This is a genomic window from Kitasatospora sp. NPDC093102, from assembly GCF_040683915.1.
GTDB lineage: Bacteria > Actinomycetota > Actinomycetes > Streptomycetales > Streptomycetaceae > Kitasatospora.
Window position 1 is genome coordinate 187,057 of record NZ_JBFBFA010000009.1, and the last position, 19,411, is coordinate 206,467.

The 19,411-nt window shown below is 73.4% G+C and carries 7 protein-coding genes; 3 read left to right on the top strand and 4 right to left on the bottom strand.

What is annotated here, in order from left to right:
• The first annotated feature begins 506 nt into the window (after nucleotides 1-506).
• Complete coding sequence (locus AB0O11_RS15810) at nucleotides 507-1,316, top strand: winged helix-turn-helix domain-containing protein (protein ID WP_363386356.1); 810 nt, start codon at nucleotides 507-509, stop codon at nucleotides 1,314-1,316.
• Here the strand turns inward: AB0O11_RS15810 and AB0O11_RS15815 are convergent.
• Nucleotides 1,306-1,947, bottom strand: coding sequence for an ABC transporter ATP-binding protein (locus AB0O11_RS15815; protein ID WP_363386358.1), 642 nt, complete (start codon nucleotides 1,945-1,947; stop codon nucleotides 1,306-1,308). The two genes, AB0O11_RS15810 and AB0O11_RS15815, sit on opposite strands and share 11 nt — an antisense overlap.
• A gap of 285 nt (nucleotides 1,948-2,232) precedes the next feature.
• On the opposite strand from AB0O11_RS15815, the gene AB0O11_RS15820 reads away from it, so the two are divergent.
• Together AB0O11_RS15820 and AB0O11_RS15825 are read left to right on the top strand one after the other, a co-directional pair.
• Entirely contained in the window at nucleotides 2,233-3,294 is a 1,062-nt protein-coding gene (locus AB0O11_RS15820; RefSeq protein ID WP_363386360.1) for a histidine kinase, read from the top strand.
• Complete coding sequence (locus tag AB0O11_RS15825; RefSeq protein WP_363386362.1) at nucleotides 3,285-3,926, top strand: response regulator transcription factor; 642 nt, start codon at nucleotides 3,285-3,287, stop codon at nucleotides 3,924-3,926. Before AB0O11_RS15820 ends, AB0O11_RS15825 begins: the two co-directional genes overlap by 10 nt.
• 70 nt (nucleotides 3,927-3,996) lie before the next feature.
• On the opposite strand, the gene AB0O11_RS15830 is transcribed toward AB0O11_RS15825, so the two are convergent.
• The 3 genes from AB0O11_RS15830 to AB0O11_RS15840 are packed head-to-tail and all read right to left on the bottom strand — an operon-like array spanning nucleotide 3,997 to nucleotide 19,300.
• Nucleotides 3,997-5,259, bottom strand: coding sequence for a serine hydrolase domain-containing protein (locus tag AB0O11_RS15830; protein WP_363386364.1), 1,263 nt, complete (start codon nucleotides 5,257-5,259; stop codon nucleotides 3,997-3,999).
• Nucleotides 5,256-14,381, bottom strand: a complete 9,126-nt coding sequence (locus AB0O11_RS15835; RefSeq protein WP_363386366.1) for an amino acid adenylation domain-containing protein — start codon at nucleotides 14,379-14,381, stop codon at nucleotides 5,256-5,258. Before AB0O11_RS15835 ends, AB0O11_RS15830 begins: the two co-directional genes overlap by 4 nt.
• A gap of 17 nt (nucleotides 14,382-14,398) precedes the next feature.
• A complete protein-coding gene (locus AB0O11_RS15840; protein ID WP_363386368.1) occupies nucleotides 14,399-19,300 on the bottom strand; it encodes an amino acid adenylation domain-containing protein in 4,902 nt (1,633 codons plus the stop codon).
• Nucleotides 19,301-19,411 lie beyond the last annotated feature (111 nt).

Consider the following 19,411-nt stretch of genomic DNA (forward strand, 5'->3'; position numbering starts at 1 on the left):
GCGTACGGCGGCCCGGGCACCTCACACCGGCCGCGTGGCAGGGCCGGGTCGACGATCGGCCTCGCGGCCGTCGGCGAGCCTCACCAGCAGGTCCACCGCGATCGACCCCGGGACGTGTCCGGTGCCACCCGGCCGCAGCCCGCACGGTGCAGAGGAGATCGAGCACGGCTCGACGGGAGGTCGAACGCGGCTCGACAAGTGATCAAGGACCCCACGTAGCCACCGTCACCCGGTCCGGGCAAAGTCGAAAGATTTCGATCTTGCCATTGCTGGCGGCACCCCCTTAGGCTTCTGCGTGCCATAAGCGCATCAAGTGTGACACGGGGGTGCCAGTGTTGCGCATTCATGTAACCAGCGAAGACATTCAGCGTTTAAGAATGGTTCACACGTTAGGACCGATGTCCGAAGCGGTGTTCGCACTTCACCGTTTCGGACGCGACCGGGCTCGCGGCGGTGTCGGTTGGCACAAGTTCGTACGCGAGCGACTTGGCGACGACCTGCCCGCCGTGGACAAGGTCGTCTCCGAGTACCGAGTGGTTCCCGATCTCCTGTGGCTGCTCGAGCGGGACGGGCCCGACGCGGATTCGGTGCCGTCGGCCGTGCGCGCCAGGGCTCGCAGCCTCGCCCAGGTGGTCGTCCTGTTCTGCTGCGCGGGCATCCTGCCGTACTGGTCGCGGATGCAGGCCCGGCTGGAGATCGAGCGCGACGTGCGCGGGCGGATGGCCATCACGAACGGCATCGAGTTCCTGCTCGCGGGCCTTCACCCCAAGGTGACCTGGGAGTCCTCGGAGCTGCGCATCGCGTCCGACCTCGACCTCGACATCGAACTCGACGGGCGCGGCCTGATCCTGAGCCCCTCGCTCTTCCTTCCGCCCAAGACCTGCGTGCTCGTACGCTCCGAGCGGCAGTCCAGCGTGCCCGCGCTCGTCTTCTCCGTGCCGCTGGATCTCAACGACCTGGAGTCGACTCCCGAGGACTCGGAGGTCGAGGGCGACCGGGCGCTGGCCGCCCTCGTCGGAGCCACCCGTGCGGCCGCCCTGCGCGCGCTGTCCGAGAGCGGCACCACCGGCGATCTGTCCGACCGGCTCGGCATCTCCCTCTCCGGCGCCAGCAAGCAGGCCACCGTGCTGCGCGAGGCGGGTCTGATCACGACCTTGCGCAACCGCACCACCGCCATGCACACACTCACTCCGCTCGGACTGGCGCTCCTGCAAGGGGAGTTGCCCACCGAGCTCACCGGCTTGCCGGGCATCCCGGGCAACCCGCCGGCGGGTGAGCTGCGGGGTGGTCCGGGGCTCCGCAGCGTCAGGGCATGACCTGCGTCTCGACCACGCGACCCTCGACGAGCAGCACCACCGCGTCGGCCCGTTCCAGCGAGGCCAGGTTCGCGGCCGAGGCCACGACGCAGAGCCCCTGCCGGTCCACCAGGTCGCGCAGCAGGTCCAGGACCGCCTCCGCGGTGGAGGACGGAAGCCCGCTGGTGAGGTCGTCGGCGAGCAGCACGTCGGGGGCGTCGGCGACCGCGACCGCGACCGCGGCGGCGCGTTGCCGATGGCCCGTCAGGTCGAGTACGGGAGTGTCCCGCTCTTCCCACAGGTCCAGCCGGTGCAGTGCCTCACGCAGCGGTTCGGCCGCTGCGGCCGGCAGCCGGTCGAGCACCGAGGCGAGCGTGCCGGTCGTCGCCAGCTGCTCCGTCACCGGCCGCAGCCCGATGTGCGAGAGCCGGAGTCCCTCGGCCAGGCGGACCTCGCCCGCCGCCACCGGATCCAGCCCCGCGGCGCACCGCAGGATGCTGGTCTTGCCCGCGGCGGCCGGCCCGGCCAACGCCGTCCAGGTGCCGGCCTCGCACGCGAAGCTCACGTTCTCGATCACATATCCGGACTCGATGCCGCCGGCTCCGATCGTGCCGACATGGCACAGCTGCAGAGCCGGACGATGGTCAGTCATGTCGATGCTCTTTCAATGTTCGGGAGGTAAGTTGTGCAACCGGTCCGCCATCCCCGTTCCACTCCGGCGGAGGTGGGCCGATTTTATCCATCTCCGCTTCCGGATACTCGTCATGAGCGGCATGTTATGGGTTCCGGCGCTGGAGATCCCATACCCCCTGCCGCCGGGAAAGAACTACAGCCTGCTGTAATGCGCGCGGCGGCCCGGTGTGCTCCGGTGATCCGTGCCTGGACGTCGCTGCTGCGGGCCACAATCTATCTGCTCGGGGAATTCGGCACCGCAGCCATGAGCCTCCTGTCTTTCCTGCTGCTCTGTCACCCGAGTTTGCGTCAGGCGTGGGCCGACTGGCACCGGCAGCGAGCCGGTCGCCTGCTGGGCCGCCCGGTCCGTGCGCAGAGCATCGCCCTGCCCCGTCATCTGTACTGGCTCGCCCTGCACGTCACGTTCGGCCTCGCCTGCGGGCTCACCGCGGTCCTCTGCGTCGGCAACGCACTGCTGATCCTGGTGTCGCTGCCGCTGTCGTGGGCGTTTCCGCTGACGGACGACTCGGAACCGGTGCTGGACCTCCCGCTGGTCGGCTGGCACGAAGCGCTCTCCGGTCCGTCGGCGGGGACCGTCCTGCTCGCCGTCGGCTGCCTGGCGCTGCCGACACTCGCCACGGGGCACGCCCGTCTGACCCTCGCCGTGCTCGCGTCGTCGCGCACCCAGCGACTCGCCGATCGCGTGGCCACGCTCACCCGCACCCGCACCGACGCGCTCGAGGCGCACGGCGCCGAGCTGCGGCGGATCGAGCGCGACCTGCACGACGGCACCCAGGCACGGCTGGTGGCCGTGGCGATGCGGCTCGCGGTGGCCCGGCAGTGCCTCGACCGTGACCCGGCCACCGTCGCCCGGATGCTGGCCGAGGCGACCGACGTCAACGAGGAGGCGATGGTCGAGCTTCGCGAGGTGCTCCGCGGCATCTACCCGCCCATCCTCGCCGACCGCGGGCTGCGGGGGGCCCTGCGCACCGTCGCCGCCCGGGCCGGCGTGCCGGTCTCGCTCGACATCGGCGAGCTGCGCCGGATCCCGGCGGCCATCGAGGCGGTCGCCTACTTCGTGGCCACCGAAGCGCTGACGAACGTGGCCAAGCACAGCCGGGCCACCGAGGCGGGGCTGCGGGTGTGTCGCGTCAAGGACGTGCTGACGGTCGTCGTCACCGACAACGGCGTGGGCGGCGCGCGGGAGAACGGCGGCAGCGGACTGGCCGGTCTCCGTGGCCGCGCGCAGGCCCTCGACGGCTGCGTCACGGTCGTCAGTCCGGAGGGCGGCCCCACCACGATCACCGTGGAGCTGCCGTGCGGATAGTCATCGCGGAGGACAACGTCCTGCTCGCCACCGGCATGGAGCTGCTGCTGGCCAGTTCCGGCTACGAGGTGGCCGAGGTCGCCGCCGACGCCGAGGGATTCCTGGCCGCGGTGGACCGGCACCGCCCGGCCGTCACCATCGTCGACGTGCGGCTGCCGCCGCGGTTCCGCGACGAGGGGATCCGGGCCGCGATCGAGGCCCGGCGCCTCCATCCCGGCCTGCCGGTCCTGGTCCTGTCCCAGTACGTGGAGGAGACGTACGCGTCCGAGCTGCTCTCCAGCTACGGTGGCGGCGTCGGCTATCTGCTCAAGGACCGCATCAGCCGGATCGACGAGTTCCTGGCGGCGCTCGACCGGGTGGCCGCCGGCGGCACGGCGCTCGACCCCGACGTGGTGACCCAGCTGCTCGCCAGGCGGACGCAGCCGCTGTCCACGCTCACCCGACGGGAGCGGGAGGTCCTGGCGCTCATGGCGGAGGGGCACGACAACGCCACGCTGGCCAGGAAGCTGTGCATCACCGACAACGCCGTGCACAAGCACATCGGCAACATCTTCGCGAAGTTCGAGCTCACCGAGACCGATGCCGGCCATCGGCGGGTCCGGGCCGTGCTGACCTACCTGGAGGCGTCCTGACGGCTTCGCACCCGTGAACGACGAAGCGGCGGGCCCGTTCGAGGAACGGGCCCGCCGCTTTCGGCATGCGCTACTTCTGCCGGACGCAGAGCCTCCCGGTGATCTGCACCCGGTCGACGTCACCGGTCACCGGGTCGCGCAGGAACCGCCCGAGGTACGGCATCGCCGCGCGCGCACCGCCGTCCGAGGGCGTGCGGAAGGAGAGGTCCTCGGCGACGAGGAGCCGGACCGCCTCCGCCCCGGCGATCGAGAGCAGGAGGTCGCCGCCGTCGGCCTCGACCCGGCACGACCAGTCGCCGTTCGCGTAGTCCCCCGCGCACTGCGCCGGCGCCGGCACGGGCTCGGCACCGCGCGTGTCCCGGGGATGGTCGCCGACCTCCAGGCCGGTCTCGCCCAGCCGCCCGAGCAGCGACTCCCACAGCCGCGCGCCGGTGCTGCCGTTGGCGGTCAGCGCCACCACGGTCCCCGTCGCCGGGTTCAAGCGCAGGTGGCTCCACGCGCCGTCGCCGGTGCCGTCGTGGCCGAACCAGCCCCCGTACCGCGACCATCCCGCGCCCCAGCCGTCCGCCAGCCCGTAGGCGTCCACGGCGAGCCCCTCCGTGACGTCCTCGCGCATCGACCGCGCCGTCGCGTCGTCCAGCAGGCCCGCGCCCGGGCCGAGGCCCAGGTGCGCGGCGCCGAACACCGCGAGGTCGCGGGCGGAGACGCACAGGCCGGCGGCCGGATCCTCCAGCGGCGGTACGGACTGCTCCCGGATGGGCCGGGGCGGGGCGTCCGGGCGTACGAGATGACCCACGGCGGTCGGCGCCGCGGTGTCGCACCCCAGTGGGCGCAGCAGCATCGACTGCACCGCCTCCGCCCAGTCCAGGCCGGTGATCTCCTCGACCAGGCGGCCGGCGATCAGGTAGCCCGGGTTGGAGTAGGAGAAGACCGTGCCCGGCTCGTGCACGGCCAGCTCGGACGCGTGCCGGGCGAGCCACCGGGCGCGGGTGGTTCCGGGTGGCAGCTCGGCGGTGTTGGCCGCCAGGCCCGCGGTGTGGCTGAGCACCTGCCGCAGCGTGAACTCCGGGCCCGCGCGCAGCTCGCCCAGCTGCTCCGACAGGGGCTCGTCCAGGTCCGCGTCGCCGTCGGCGACCAGCAGGGCCGCGAGCGTCGCGGTGAACGCCTTGGTGAGCGATCCGAGCGGGAACGCCGTCGCGACCGTCACCGCCCTTCCCGATCCGGCCTCCTCCTCACCGGTCTCCGCGGTGCGCAGGAGGCCGTCGCGCCAGATCGCCACCTGGGCGCCGGGCACGCCGTGCCGGAGCGCGAGTTCCGCCGGCAGCTCGTTCATCGGGCATCCTCCGTCCCGAGGGCCGGCTCGCACAGGCGGGCGATCGAGCGCAGCGCCGCCACGAGTTCGGAGCCGACCCGCTCGATCGTCTCGGGCTCGTGCAGGTTGACCGAGTAGTAGAGGTCGAAGCCGAGCCGGCCGCCCTCGACCGCGCCGACCACCTCCAGCGCCTGCTCGACCCGCTCGCGGTCGTCCTGTTCCTGACCGATCGGGTCGTGGAAGGCGTGGAACAGCGAGCGGTCGGCCGTCTGGGTGATGTCCTCGGTCTGGCTGTGGTAGTTGAACGACACCGCGGGGGGCGTGTGCTCCGCGGACAGCGTGCCGGACCCGGCGAGGTGGCGCAGCGCGCCGTAGCCGATGCCGTTGCCGGGGACGGCGCGCAGGCAGCGGCGCACCGACCGCACGACGGCGGGCCAGTCGGCCTCGTCGCCGGTCCGTCCGGGCACCTCCAGCGCGACGGGGTACGAGCTGGTGAACCACCCGACCGTGCGGGACAGGTCGATGTCGTCGAAGATCTCCTCGCGTCCGTGGCCCTCCATCTCGATCACCAGTCGGTCGTCGCCGGACCAGCGGCACATCGTCCAGGCGAGCGCGGAGAGCAGCACGTCGCTGACCCGGGCCCGGAACCTGCCCGGTGCCACGTGCAGCAGCGCCGCGGTCTCGTCCTGCTCCAGCCGCACCGGCAGGATCCGCCGCGACGACACCACGTTCGGTCCGGGGCCGTCGGTCGGCAGCGGCGCCGCCTCGGGCACCGCGTCCCAGTGCGCGGTCTGGTCGGCGAAGCCGCCGTCGGCCGCGTACGCCGCGAAGCGGGTGGCCCACTGCCGGAACGAGGAGGTCTTGGCGCCGAGGTCGATCGGCTCGCCGTCGAGCGCCTGCCGGTACGCGAGGTCCAGGTCGTGGTTGATGACCCGCCACGACACCGCGTCGATCACGAGGTGGTGCACGGTCAGGTGCAGGTGCGCCCGCCGGTCCGCGCCGAGGTCGAACAGGACCGCCCGCAGCAGCGGCCCTTCGGTCAGGTCGAAGCCCGTGTCGGCCGCCGAGGCGAGCCGGTCCATGGCCGGGAGCAGCTCCTCGTCGGGCAGCCCCGAGAGGTCGTGGCGCTCGAACAGCTCGCCGGTCTCGGCCGCGAGGTTCCACTGCGACCAGTGGCCCTGTTCGTCGAGCTCGTACCGCATCCGCAGCGCGTCGTGGTGCGCGACGACCGCCTCGATCGCGGCGCGCAGCGCCGTCTCGTCGGTGTCCGCCGCGAGCTCGACGTGGATCGACTGGACGAGGTGCTGCGGGGCGGCCGTGTTGCGCGCGAAGAACGCGTGCTGGATCGGGGTGAGCGGCACCTCGCCGGTCTCGGCCTCCTGGGTGGCGGCGACCTGGCGGTCGTGGCCGGCTGCGGCGACGAGCTGCTCGACGGTCGGGTGCCGGAACAGGTCGCTGGAGGAGACCTGCAGTCCCGCCCGGCGGCTCTTGAACACGACCTGGATGCTGAGGATCGAGTCGCCGCCGAGGTCGAAGAAGTCGTCGGTGACCCCGACCTGCTCCACGCCGAGCGTCTCGGCCCAGATCTCGGCCATCGTGCGCTCGTCGGGGGTGCGGGGCTCCACCGTGGCCCGGCCGGCCGCGGTGGTCGTGGGCTCCGGCAGGGCGCGCCGGTCGACCTTGCCGTGCGCGGTGAGCGGCATCTGCTCCAGCCGGACGATCGCGGCCGGGACCATGTACTCGGGCAGGCGGGCGGCGAGGTACGCGATCAGTTCGGCCGGGTCCTGCTCGGAGACCACGTACCCGACGAGACGCCGGCGGCCCGGCTGGTCCTCGCGGACGATGACGGTCGCCCTTGCCACGTCCGGGTGGCGGGTGAGCGCCTGCTCGATCTCGCCGAGCTCGATGCGGTAGCCGCGCAGCTTCACCTGGTCGTCGGTACGGCCGACGAACTCGAGCGTGCCGTCGGGCCGCCAGCGCATCAGGTCGCCGGTGCGGTACATCCGGGAACCGGGCGCCCCGAAGGGGTCCGCCAGGAAGCGTTCGGCGGTCAGCCCGGGGCGGCCCCGGTAGCCGCGGCACACGCCGTCCCCGGCGAGGTACGCCTCCCCGGCCACGCCCACCGGCACCGCCTGGAGGTCCCGGTCGAGCAGGTAGACCCGGGCGTCCGCGGTCGGCCGGCCGACCGGGACGGTCCCTCCGTAGCGCCCGTCACGCTCGACCGGGAAGCAGGTCGAGGTCACCGAGCACTCGGTGGGCCCGTACTCGTTGACGATCCGCAGGTCGGGCAGCCGGTCGAGGACGCGGGCGCAGTGCGGTGCGGACAGCGCCTCACCGCCGACCACGACCGTGCGCACCCCGGCGAGGATTCCCGGGTCGGTGTCGGCGACGGCGTGGAAGAAGCCCGCCGCGAACGAGATGGCATCCACCTCGTTGTCGCGCAGGAACTTGTCGAGCTCGTCGACCGAGCGGAAGTCGCCGGGCCGCACGGCCAGGCACGCGCCGCTCAGCAGCGCCTGCCACAGCTCGTTCTGCGCGGCGTCGAACGAGATCGAGTGGTGCTGGGCGATCGTCGCGGCGTCGCCGAAGGTGTGCTCGCCCGCGGCGCGCACCAGACGGACGAGGCCGCGGTGGGTGACCATGCTGGCCTTGGGCGCGCCGGTCGAGCCCGAGGTGTAGACGAGCACGGCGAGGCTGTCCGGGACGGTGCGCGAGGGCAGCGGCGCGGCGACGGGCTCCGGCCGCAGCTCGTCGACCAGCAGGATCTCGGCGTCGGTCGGCGGCAGGCCGGGCGCGAGCGCGGCGCTGGTCAGCATCACCGGCACGCCCGAGTCGCGGAAGAGATAGGTGAGGCGCTCGGACGGGTACCCGGGGTCGAGCGGCACGTACGCACCGCCCGCCTTGAGGACGCCGAGCATGGCGGTGATCATCTCGGCACCACCCGGCAGGCAGATGCCCACCGGCACCTCCGGACCGACACCCCGGCCGACGAGATCGTGGGCGAGCCGGTCGGAGCAGGCGTCCAGCTCGGCGTAAGTGAGCCGGGTGTCGCTGGCGACGACCGCGAGCCGGTCGGGGTGCTCGCGCGCGACCTCCGTGAAGAGCTCGTGCAGGCACCGCTCGGGGTAGCCGGACGGGGTTCCGTTGAACTCCTCGATCAGCCGGTCGAGTTCGGCGCCGCGGACCATCGGCAGGTCGCGCAGTGTGGCGTCGGGCGCCGCCACCATCGCGTCGAGCATGCCGAGCAGGTGATCGGCGAAGCGGCCCGCGGTGGCGTCGTCGAACAGGCGCGGGTCGTAGCCGAGCCGCATGTGGAGTCCGTCCACCAGGTGCGCCACGCAGGTGAGCGGGAAGTTCGACGTCTCCAGGCCCGCCAGCGACCGGACCCCCAGCCCGTGGCGCTCGGCGGCGTTCTCGTCGTACGGGAAGTTCTCGAAGACCACGCAGCTGTCGAAGAGGTCGGTGCCCGCCGGGATCGCGGCCCAGTTCCGGACCTGGGCGAGCGAGACGTACTCGAACTGGCGGCCGTCGACCTGCTGCTCCTGGATCTCGCGCAGCCAGGTGCGCAGGTCGCTGTCGGGCGAGACGGTCAGCCGGGCGGGCAGCGTGTTGATGAACAGGCCGACCATCTCGTCCGAGCCCGGCAGGTCGGCGGGCCGGCCGCCCACCGTGGTGCCGAAGCAGACCTGCCGGTCGCCGCTGTACCGGGACAGCAGCAGGGCCCAGGCGCCCTGGATCAGGGTGTTGACGGTGACCCGGGTCTCCCGGGCGAAGCTCTCCAGCCGCCCGGTCTCCTCCGCCGTGAGCACGAGGTCGAGGTGGCCGGTGTCGCGGGACTGGTGCGAGCGCAGCGGCGGCCGGTCGTACGGCAGCACGGTGGGCGCGGAGAACCCTTCGAGCAGGCCGGTCCAGTACGCCTGCGCCGCGACGGTGTCCTGCTCGCCGAGCCAGCGCACGTACTCGCGGAACGGACGGCGCGGGCGCGGCGGATCGACCTCGCGTCCGCTGAGCGCGGCGTGCTCCACGAAGACCTCGTTGAGCACGTCGGCGAAGCTCCAGCCGTCGAGGAGCAGGTGGTGCGACGAGCAGCGCAGGTGGACGCTGGACGCGGAGAGCCGGGCCAGGTGCAGTCGCAGCAGCGGCGGCCGCGACAGGTCGAGCGGCTCGCCCGGAGCCTCGGCCAGCAGGCGGATGCGCTCCTGCTGCTGTGCCTCGGTCAGCTCCGACCAGTCCTCGATGACGACGGGCACGCGCACGTCCCGGTGGACCACCTGGAGGGGGCGTCCGCCCTCGGCGTCGGCGATCGCCGTACGCAGCACGGGTGTGCGGTCGACGACCCGTTGCCACGCCTCGGCCAGCACGGCGGGGTCGGTGACCCCGTCGAGGACCAGCCCGAGGTGGGTGAAGTAGATGTCGTCCTCGTGCGCGTCGAGCGAGTGGAACAGCAGGCCGCTCTGCATCGGCGTGAGCGGGTAGACGTCCTCGACCGTGCGGCCGTCCCCGGCGATCCGGTCGACGCCGGCCTGGTCGAGCCCGGCGAGCGGGAAGTCGGACGGGGTGCAGCCGCCGGCCTGGGCGCAGTGCGCCACGATGCCGGCGAGCGCGGTGGTGAACCGCGCCGCGAGGCCGGCGATCGTCGCCTCGTCGTGCAGCGCGGCCGAGTACTCCCAGGAGAACTCGAGCCGGCCGTCACGGACCATCCCGGTGATCTCCAGGCGGTTCGGACGGGCCAGGTCGGCGCTGCGGTCCGGTACCGGGCTGGGCTGCCAGCCGCGCAGCAGGCCGTCGCCGGTGGCCACGTCGAAGTGGCCGTGGTAGTTGAAGCCGACCTGGCAGCGGCCGCCGCCCAGCCCGGCGCCCTCGGTCAGGTAGCGCAGGGCGCCGTACCCGATGCCGGCCTCGGGGACCGCGCGCAGGGTCTCCTTGACGGCCTTGAGCCGGGTGCCCCAGTCCTCGCCCGGCACGGGCAGCACCACCGGGAAGAGCGTGGTGAACCAGCCGGCCGTGCGGGACAGGTCGACGTCGTCGAAGAGGTTCTCGCGGCCGTGGCCCTCCAGCTCGACCGCGACGGCCTCGCCGCCGGACCAGTCGGCCAGCACCGCCGCGAGCGCGGTCAGCAGCACGTCGTTGACCTGGGTGCGGTACGCCGCCGGCACGTCCCGCAGCAGCGCGCGGGTCAGCTCGGCATCGAGACCGGCCTCGACCGTTCGGGCGTGCGCGAGCGTGTCCGGTGCCGTGCGGTCGGCCGGCAGGGGCGGGCATGCGGCGGACGCGGCCTCGATGGCCTGCCAGTACGGCCGCTCGCCGTCGAAGCGGCCGGATCCGGCCGCCTCGGTCAGCCGCATCGACCATTCCCGGAAGCCGGTGGACTTCTCCGGCAGGCCGACTCGCAGGCCCTGCGCCGCCTGCTCGTAGGCGAGTTCCAGGTCGGAGAGCAGCACGCGCCAGGTGACCCCGTCGACGACGAGGTGGTGCACCGTGACGAACAGCCGGTCGGGCTCGGGTGCACCGGAGAAGTGCACCGCGCCGAGCAGGGGCCCGGAGTCGAGCCGGAAGCCCGTCTGGGCCGCCGTGACCGCCTCGTGGACGGCCCGCTCGCGGGCGGGGGCGTCGAGGCCGGACAGGTCGACCGTGCGGAACGGCTCGCCCGTCTCGGCGATCGCGCAGTGCTGCCGCCAGGCGCCGTCGGTACGGACGGCGCGCAGCCGCAGCGCGTCGTGGTGGTCGAGCAGCGCCGTCACCGCCGTGCGCAGGGCGGCCGGGTCGGTGCCGGGCGCGAGCTCGACGAACATCGACTGGTTGAAGTGGGCGGCGCCCTCGGGGTACTGCTCGAAGTACCAGCGCTGCACCGGGGTGAGCGGCACGTCCCCGACCGCGGTGGCGGCCGCCTGCGGCGCCGGCTGGTCAGCTGTCCGGACGACGGCGGCCAGGTCGGCGACGGTCTGGTGCAGGAAGATCTGCTTGGCGGTCAGGCGCAGGCCGGCCCGCCGTGCCTTCGACACGACCTGCAGCCCGACGATGGAGTCGCCGCCGAGCTCGAAGAAGTTGTCGCTGACCCCGACCGTGCCGGGCTGGAGGCCCAGCACCTCGGCCCAGATCGCGGCGAGCGCGGCCTCGGTGTCGTTGCGCGGCGGTACGTGGTTCCCGGCGGCGTGGTCGGTGGTCGCCGGCGCCGGCAGCGCCTTGCGGTCGAGTGTGCCGCTCGGTGTCATCGGAAGCTCGTCGAGGACGACGAGTGCGGAGGGTACGGCCGGGTCGGGCACGATCCCGGCGAGGAACGCGCGCAGCTCGGTGAGGGTGGGCGCGGTACCGTCCGTGACCAGGTAGCCGACGAGCCGGTCACGGCCGCCCGTGTCGGGTCGCACCGCGGCGGCCGCGGCCGCGATGCCGGGGTGGCGCAGCAGGGCGGCCTCGACCTCGCCGAGCTCCACCCGGAAGCCACGGACCTTGACCTGGTCGTCCGCACGGCCGAGGTACTCCAGGTTGCCGTCGGGCCGCCATCGCCCGACGTCGCCGGTGCGGTAGAGCCGTCCGTCGGTGAACGGGTCGTCGAGGAAGCGCTGCGCGGTGAGCTCGGGCCGGTTCCAGTACCCCTGTGCCACCCCGTCACCGCCGATGCAGATCTCGCCGGGCACGCCGACGGGAACGGGACGCAGCCGGGCGTCGAGCACGTAGGTGCGGGTGTTGCCCAGCGGCCGGCCGATCGGCACGACAGCCGTGTCGCCCAGCGCGTCGGGCCGCAGCCGGTACGTCGTGGAGTCCACGGTGGTCTCCGTGGCGCCGTAGTTGTTCGTGACGACGGCGTCGGGCGGGAGCAGCTCCAGGGTCGCGGCCGCGTCGCCGGCCAGCCACGCCTCCGAACCGACCGCGAGGACGCGCAGCGAGTCCGCCCGGTGGCCGGCCCAGGACAGCTCCTGGGCGACCGCCTTGGCCAGCGACGGGGTGGTCACCAGCAGCTGCGGGCGGACCTCGGTGATCAGCGCGGCCAGTGCGGGCGGGTCGGTGATCACCTCTGCCGGGCAGATCACCATCTCGCCGCCGTACATCGCGGACATCAGGAAGTCACCGAGGAACAGGTCCACGGCGAGGCTGGACACCGACAGGCTGCGGCCCCGCAGCCCGGTCAGGTCGTAGCGGGCGTCCCAGGCGCGCATCATGTGTTCGGCGTTGCGGTGGCTGACCATCACGCCCTTGGGGCGACCGGTCGAGCCGGAGGTGTAGACGACGTACGCGAGGTCGTCCGGCCCGACGGCCGTGGTGGGCGCCGTGGCGGGGTGGCGGGCGATCGCGTCCTGGTCGGTGTCCAGGCGGATCGTGGTCCAGTCGCCGTCGCCCACCGCCGCCGAGTCGGTGATCAGCACCGGGGCGGCGGCGTCGCCGAGCATCATGGCCAGCCGCTGCGCGGGGTGCTCGGGGTCGAGCGGCACGAACGCGCCACCGGCCTTGAGCACGGCCAGCAGCGCGACCATCGCGTCCACACCGCGGTCGAGGCAGACGCCGGTCAGCACGCCCGGGCGGACGCCGGCCGCGACCAGGTGGTGCGCGAGCCGGTTGGCCCGCGCGGCCAGCTCGGCGAAGGTGAGCCGCTCGCTGCTGTCGCTCACCGCGACGCCGTCGGGCGTCCGGGCCGCCTGCTCGTCGAAGATCCGGTGCAGGGTCCGCGCGGCCGGTGCCGCGATGGCCGGTCCCTGCCAGTCTGCGGTGAGCGTGTGCAGCTCGTCGGCCGGCAGCATGGACAGACCGGCGAGCGGCGCCTCGGGCTCGTCGGTCACCGCGCGCAGCAGGGTGACGAGGTGGCCGCCGAGCCGCTCGACGGTCGCCCGGTCGAACAGGTCGGTGCTGTACTCCAGGTAGCAGACGAGCGAGGAGGCGTCCTCGTAGAAGTCGAGCGTGAGGTCCAGCTTCGCGACGTCGACCGGCGGCTGGATCTCGGTGACGTCCAGCCCCTGGAAGGCCGGCAGCGTGTCGGCCAGGTTCTGCAGGTTGACCATCACCTGCACCAGCGGCGGCCGGGACGGGTCCCGGTCGGGCCGCAGCGTGTCGACGAGCCGCTGGAAGGGGACCTCGTCGTGGGCGAAGGCGTCGAGCAGGCCGGTGCGCACCCGGCCGAGCAGCTCCGTGAACGACAGCGACTCCTCCACCTGGGAGCGCAGCACCACGGTGTTGATGAAGGTGCCGATCAGGTTCTCCAGCTCGGGCCGCTGCCGGCCCAGGGTGACCGTGCCGACCGCCACGTCGGGTTCGTCGCAGTACCGGGCCAACAGCACCTTCGTGGCCGTGACCAGGGCCATGAACAGCGTCGCGTCACGCCCACGACTCAGCTCCCGCAGCCGGTTCAGCACCTCGGCGGGGATCTCCACCGGCAGGGTCGCGCCCGCGGGCGTACGGACGGGCGGCCTCGGCCGGTCGGTGGGCAGGTCGGCCGTGCGCATTCCCGCGAGCCGGTCGCGCCAGTAGCCGAGCTGCTCGTCGAGCGTGGCGGACCGCTCGCGCTCCCAGACGGCAAAGTCGGCGTACTGCACGGGCAGGGGCGGCAGGGACGCCGCGACGCCGCCGACCGCCTCGTCGTAGGCGGCGGCCAGCTCGCCGAGCAGCCGCCCGGTCGACCAGCCGTCGCAGATGATGTGGTGCGTGCCCAGCACGAGCACGTGGTCGTCGGCGTCCACGCGCAGCAGGGTGGCCCGCAGCAGCGGTCCGCGGCGCAGGTCGAAGGGGGTGTTCAGCTCCGTGGAGAGGAAGCGCTCGACCGTCGGCATGGCGTCGGGCCCTGACACGTCGACGATCGGCAGCGGCCGGCCGGCGTGCTCGTGCACGACCTGGACGCCGCGGCCGTCGACCGCGTCGAACGTGGTGCGCAGCATCTCGTGCCGGCGCACGACCTGGTCGAGCGCGGCGCCGAGCGCAGCGGCGTCGAGCTCGCCGCGCAGCCGCAGCGCGCGCAGCGAGTTGTACTCGGCGCTGTCCGGTTCCAACTCGGCGGAGAACCAGAGCCGCTCCTGCGCCGACGACATCGGCAGCAGGCCGTCACGGGGGGCGGCGGGGATCGGCAGCTCCGCGGGCGCGGACTGGCCGGCGAGGCGGCGCAGCAGCTCCGCCCGCAGGTGCTCCGGTACGGACGCGAGCATCTCGTCGTGCTGGGTCATCTGCATTCCTTCCTAGGTCAGATCCGGCCGGGCGCTTCGGCGCCGGAGGCGGCAATCAGGCTCGCGATGATCCGCTGCTGGACGACCGCGGCGAGGTCTCTCACGTGGCGGTGCTCGAACAGATCCCGCGGGGAGAGCGGCACGTCGAACGCGGTGCGCATGCGGACGGCCAGACGGATCGCGTTGATCGAGTCGCCGCCGAGGTCGAAGAAGCTGTCGTGCGCTCCCACCCGGGACACGTCCAGCACCTCGCCCCAGATCCGGCAGACGGCCTCCTCGGTCGGGTTGGCCGGCGCCACGTACGAGTCCTCGTCCGGACGGAGCCCTGCCGCGGGCAGCGCCGCCCGGTCGAGCTTGCCGTTGCGGTTGATCGGCAGCACCGCCAGCGACACCACGGCGGCCGGAACCATGTAGGCGGGCACGTGCTGGGCGACGTGTGCGCGCAGCTCGTCCGCGGTCGGCTCGCCGGAGCGCGGCACGACGTACGCGACGAGCCGCTTGCCGGCCCCGTCGGCCTGGACGACGACCGCGGCCTCGGCCACCGCCTCGTGCCGCAGCAGCACGTTCTCGACCTCCCGCGGCTCCACCCGGAAGCCGCGGATCTTGACCTGGTCGTCCGCCCGGCCGGCGAACTCCAGCGTGCCGTCCGGGTTCCAGCGGACCAGGTCGCCGGTGCGGTACAGCCGGGCGCCCGGCGCGCCGAACGGGTCGGCCACGAAGCGCTCCGCGGTGAGGTCCGGCCGCCCGATGTATCCGCGGCCCACGCCGGCGCCGCCGAGGTAGAGCTCTCCCGTGACGCCGGGCGGCACGGGGCGCAGCCGGTCGTCGAGGACGTGGACGCTGGTGTTGGGGATCGGCCTGCCGATCGGGACGTTGTCGTACCGGACGCCGGGCTCGACGGCGAACAGCGTCGCGGCGACCGCGCATTCGCTGGGACCGTAGCCGTTGAGCAGGCGGCGGCCGGGCGACCACGCGGTGGCGAGGTCCGGGGTGAGGACCTCGCCGCCGCACAGGATGGACTCCAGGTTCGGCAGCGCTGCCGGGTCGAGCACCGGCAGGACGGTCGGCGGCCCGGTGACCGCGGTGACGTCGGCCTCGCGCAGCTGCTCGATCAGTTCGGCGCCGCTGTAGGTTCCGGCGGTCACGGGAGCGACCAGCGTGGCGCCGCCCGCGAGCGTGCTCAACAGGACGAGCGAGGCGGCGTCGAAGCTCATCGGGGAGAGCTGGTAGATCCGGCTGCCGGGGCGCACGTGCAGGGGGACGACCGCCTCGATGGTGTTGACCATGGACCGGTGCTCGACCATGGTGCCCTTGGGCTTCCCGGTCGAGCCCGAGGTGTAGACGGTGAACACGAGGTCGCGGGGGCTGCCGTGGTCGGGCGGGGCGGTCGCCGGCCGGGCGGCGATGGCGGGCCAGTCCTCGTCGAGCAGGACGAGCGGGGTCGTCGTGCCCGCGAAGACGTCGACGTGGCGGGTGTGGGTGAGCACGACCGCCGGGCGCGCCTCCTGGAGGATCGCGGCGGCGCGCTGGGCGGGGTAGTCGGGGTCGATCGGCACGTACGCGCCGCCGGCCTTGAGCGTGCCGAGGACGCCGACGACCAGGTCGGGGCCGCGCTCGACGGACACCCCGACGAGCACGTCCGGCCCGACGCCGAGGCCGACCAGGTGGTGGGCGAGCCGGTTGGAGCGCTCCTCGACTTCCGCGTAGGTGAGCCGGTGGTCGCCCCGCTCGATCGCGACGGTGTCCGGCCACCGGGCGGCGCGCTCGCTGATGAGCTGGTGCATGCGCCGCTCGATGGAGTACTCGGAGGGAGCGGCCACGCCCCACTCGCCGAGGACGAGTTCCCGCTCGGCGGCGGTCAGCGCGGTCACGTCGCCGACGCTCGGCGCGGACCCGTCGGCCAGCTTGTCCAGCACCGTGATCAGTCGCGCGGCGACCCGCTCCACGGTGTCCGGCTCGAAGATCGTCTCGTCGTAGAGCAGCCGCATGACCAGCGACTCGCCGGGGAACACGCTCAGCGCCAGCGGATAGCCCGTGGCGAACTCGACGTCGAACGCGCGGACCACCGACCGGTCGAACGGGTAGTTCTGGAAGACCACGGCCGTGTCGAACAGCGCGGTCCCGGGCGCCACGTCGGCGAAGGACTGCACGCGGGTCAGCGGGGCGTACGCGAACTCGCGCGCCGCGGCCTGCTCGCGCTGCAACTCCGCGAGCCACGGCAGGGTCTGCTCGTCGTCACCGACCCGGACCCGGACGGGCTGACTGTTGATCATCATGCCGACCATCGACTCGATCCCGGGCAGCTCCGCCGGGCGCACCGCCATGCTCGTGCCGAAGCAGACGTCGGTCTCGCCGCTCAGGCGCGCCAGCAGGATCGCCCACGCCCCCTGGACCAGGGTGTTGGGGGTCAGCCCGGTGCGCCGCGCGCACGCGGAGAGCCGCGCGGCCGTCTGCGCCGGAACCGTCACCTGCACCGATCGCCCGGCCGTGGGCCGGTGGCCCTCCGGCGGCTGCCGGTCGCCGGGCACGGACACCGGACTCGTGAAGCCGGCCATCCGGCCGCGCCAGTAGTCGTCGGCGGCGGTCAGGTCCTGGTCCGCGAGCCAGCGGACGAAGTCCTCGAACGGCGGCCGCGGCCGCACCGGCTCGCCGCGGTACCCGTCGAGCACGTCCTGCAGCAGCTCCGCGGCGCTCCACCCGTCGGTGAGCACGTGGTGCATCGTCCAGACCAGCTCGACGGAGTCCGGGCCGAGCCGCACGATCGTGACCCGGCTCAGCGGTGCCCGGGTGAGGTCGACGCCGGCGGCGCGGTCGGCGTCGAGCAGCTCCCGCAGCCGCACGGGGTGCTCCGCCTCCGGCAAGGCGCTCCAGTCGAGGTGGGTCACCGGCAGCGTGACCTCGTCCCGGACGACCTGCACGGGCTCCTCGACCTCGGCCCAGCGCAGCTCGGTGCGGAGCACCGCGTGGCGTTCCGTGGCCTCCTGCCAGACCCGGCCGAGGCGGTCGGGGTCGGTGACGTCGCCGAGCCGGACGACGAGCTGGAGCAGGTGCAGCGACGGGTCGTCGAGCATGAGGGTCTCGAAGAGCATGCCGCTCTGCATGGAGGTCAACGGGTAGCTGCCCGTACGCGGCGACCCGTGCCGTGCCGCCGGGGCTTCGTCGAGCCGCGTCGCCGCGCCGGCCAGCGCCTCGACGGTCGGGTGGGCGAAGACGTCGGTCGTGCTCAGCACGAGGCCCTTGGCCCGCGCCCGCGCGACGATCTTCATGGTCAGCACGGAGTCGCCCCCGAGGGCGAAGAAGTCGTCCCGCGCGCCGACCCGTTCGACGCCGAGCGTCTCGGCCCAGATCGCGGCGAGCTCACGCTCGGTGTCCGTGCGCGGCTCGCGGTACTCCTGGTCGTCGGCCGGGGGCTCGGGCAGCGCGGATCGGTCCACCTTGCCGTTCGCGTTGATCGGCAGCCGGTCCATCCAGACGACGCGCGCGGGCACCATGTAGCCCGGCAGGCGTTCGGCCAGCCGGTCGAGCAGCTCACGCTCCGCGCGGGGGTCCGGCCCCGCCGCGTACGCGACGATGCTGCGCGTCGGGCCGCTCTCCCGCACCACCGCGATGGCGTCGGTGACGCCGGGGCAGTCGCGCAACGCGGCCTCGATCTCACCCAGTTCGATCCGGAACCCGCGGATCTTGACCTGGTGGTCGGTACGGCCGAGGAACTCGATGAGCCCGTCCTCGGTCAGGCGCACCCGGTCGCCGGTGCGGTAGAGGCGGCCGCCGGGTGCGAACGGGTGGGCGACGAAGCGCTCGGCGGTCAGCGCGGGGCGTCCGAGGTAGCCGCGGCCCGTACCGTCGCCGCCCAGGTACAGCTCGCCGACACCGCCCGGGCCGACGACCCCCAGCCGCTCGTCGAGCACGTACGCCTCGGTGTCGTCCAGGGCCGTGCCGATCACCGCCGCCCGGGTGCGCACGTCGTCCGGCGTCATCCGGTGCGTGATGGCGAACACCGTGCACTCGGTCGGGCCGTACCCGTTGACGATCACGGTGTCCGGGCAGGCGCGCTGCACCCGCTCCATGGCGGCCGCCGACGGGGCTTCGCCGCCGGCCCACACCTCGCGCAGCCCCGCGAAACAGCCGGGTTGCTCCTCGGCGAAGAGCCGGAACAGCGCCGCGGTCAGGAAGACCGCGTCGAAGCCGTGCTCGGCGACGAGCCCGGCCAGCCCCGGCGCGGTCAGCTCCGCGGGCGCGATGACGACGCGGCCTCCGTTGAGCAGCGGCACCCAGATCTCGAACGTGGAGGCGTCGAACGCGAGCGGCGCGTTGAACAGCGTGCTCCGGCCGAAAGCGGCGCGGACGTGGGGTTCCCGGGCCAGCGCCGTGATGTTGCGGTGGGTGATGGACACGCCCTTGGGCCGGCCGGTCGAGCCCGAGGTGTGAATGACGTAGGCGAGCTGTTCCCCGTCGACGCTCACCCGCGGGGCGTCGGGGCGCCGACCCGTGTCCGCGCCGTCCACGACGAGCACGGCGGGCCCGGCGGTCGCCGCCCGGCCGGCGGTCGACCGGTCGGCGATCAGCACGACCGCGCCGGTCTCGGCGAGCAGCCCGCGGACCCGGTCGTCGGGGTAGCTCTCGTGCATCGGCACGTAGACGCCGCCCGCCTTGAGCACGGCGAGCATGGCGACGACGGTCTCCGGCGAGTGGCCCGAGCGGCCCATCAGCATGCCGACCCGCGACTCGGCGGTCACCCCGGCGGTGACGAGGAGGTGGGCCAGGTGGTTGGCGCACTCGTCCAGCTCGCCGTACGTGAGGGTCCTGTCGGCATCGACGACCGCGGGCGCGTCGGGATCCCGCCGGGCGTGCGCGGCGACGACGTGGTGGACCGTCCGGCCCTCCGGGTCGGCGGGTGCGTTGTCAAAACCGTGGGACATGCTCGGCCCTCCACTAGAGACACGCGTGGCGCGCGGATCAGTCGACGGTCGAGCTTGGCCTGCGGAGGGGTACCGGCTCCACGTTCTTGAGCGGTGAGGAAACTGCCCGCT

Bases quoted from the DNA above. Each gene is read 5' to 3' on its own strand.
- AB0O11_RS15840 (WP_363386368.1), bottom strand. From the start codon at position 19,300: ATGTCCCACGGTTTTGACAACGCACCCGCCGACCCGGAGGGCCGGACG.
- AB0O11_RS15835 (WP_363386366.1), bottom strand. From the start codon at position 14,381: ATGACCCAGCACGACGAGATGCTCGCGTCCGTACCGGAGCACCTGCGG.
- AB0O11_RS15830 (WP_363386364.1), bottom strand. From the start codon at position 5,259: ATGAACGAGCTGCCGGCGGAACTCGCGCTCCGGCACGGCGTGCCCGGC.
- AB0O11_RS15820 (WP_363386360.1), top strand. From the start codon at position 2,233: ATGAGCCTCCTGTCTTTCCTGCTGCTCTGTCACCCGAGTTTGCGTCAG.
- AB0O11_RS15815 (WP_363386358.1), bottom strand. From the start codon at position 1,947: ATGACTGACCATCGTCCGGCTCTGCAGCTGTGCCATGTCGGCACGATC.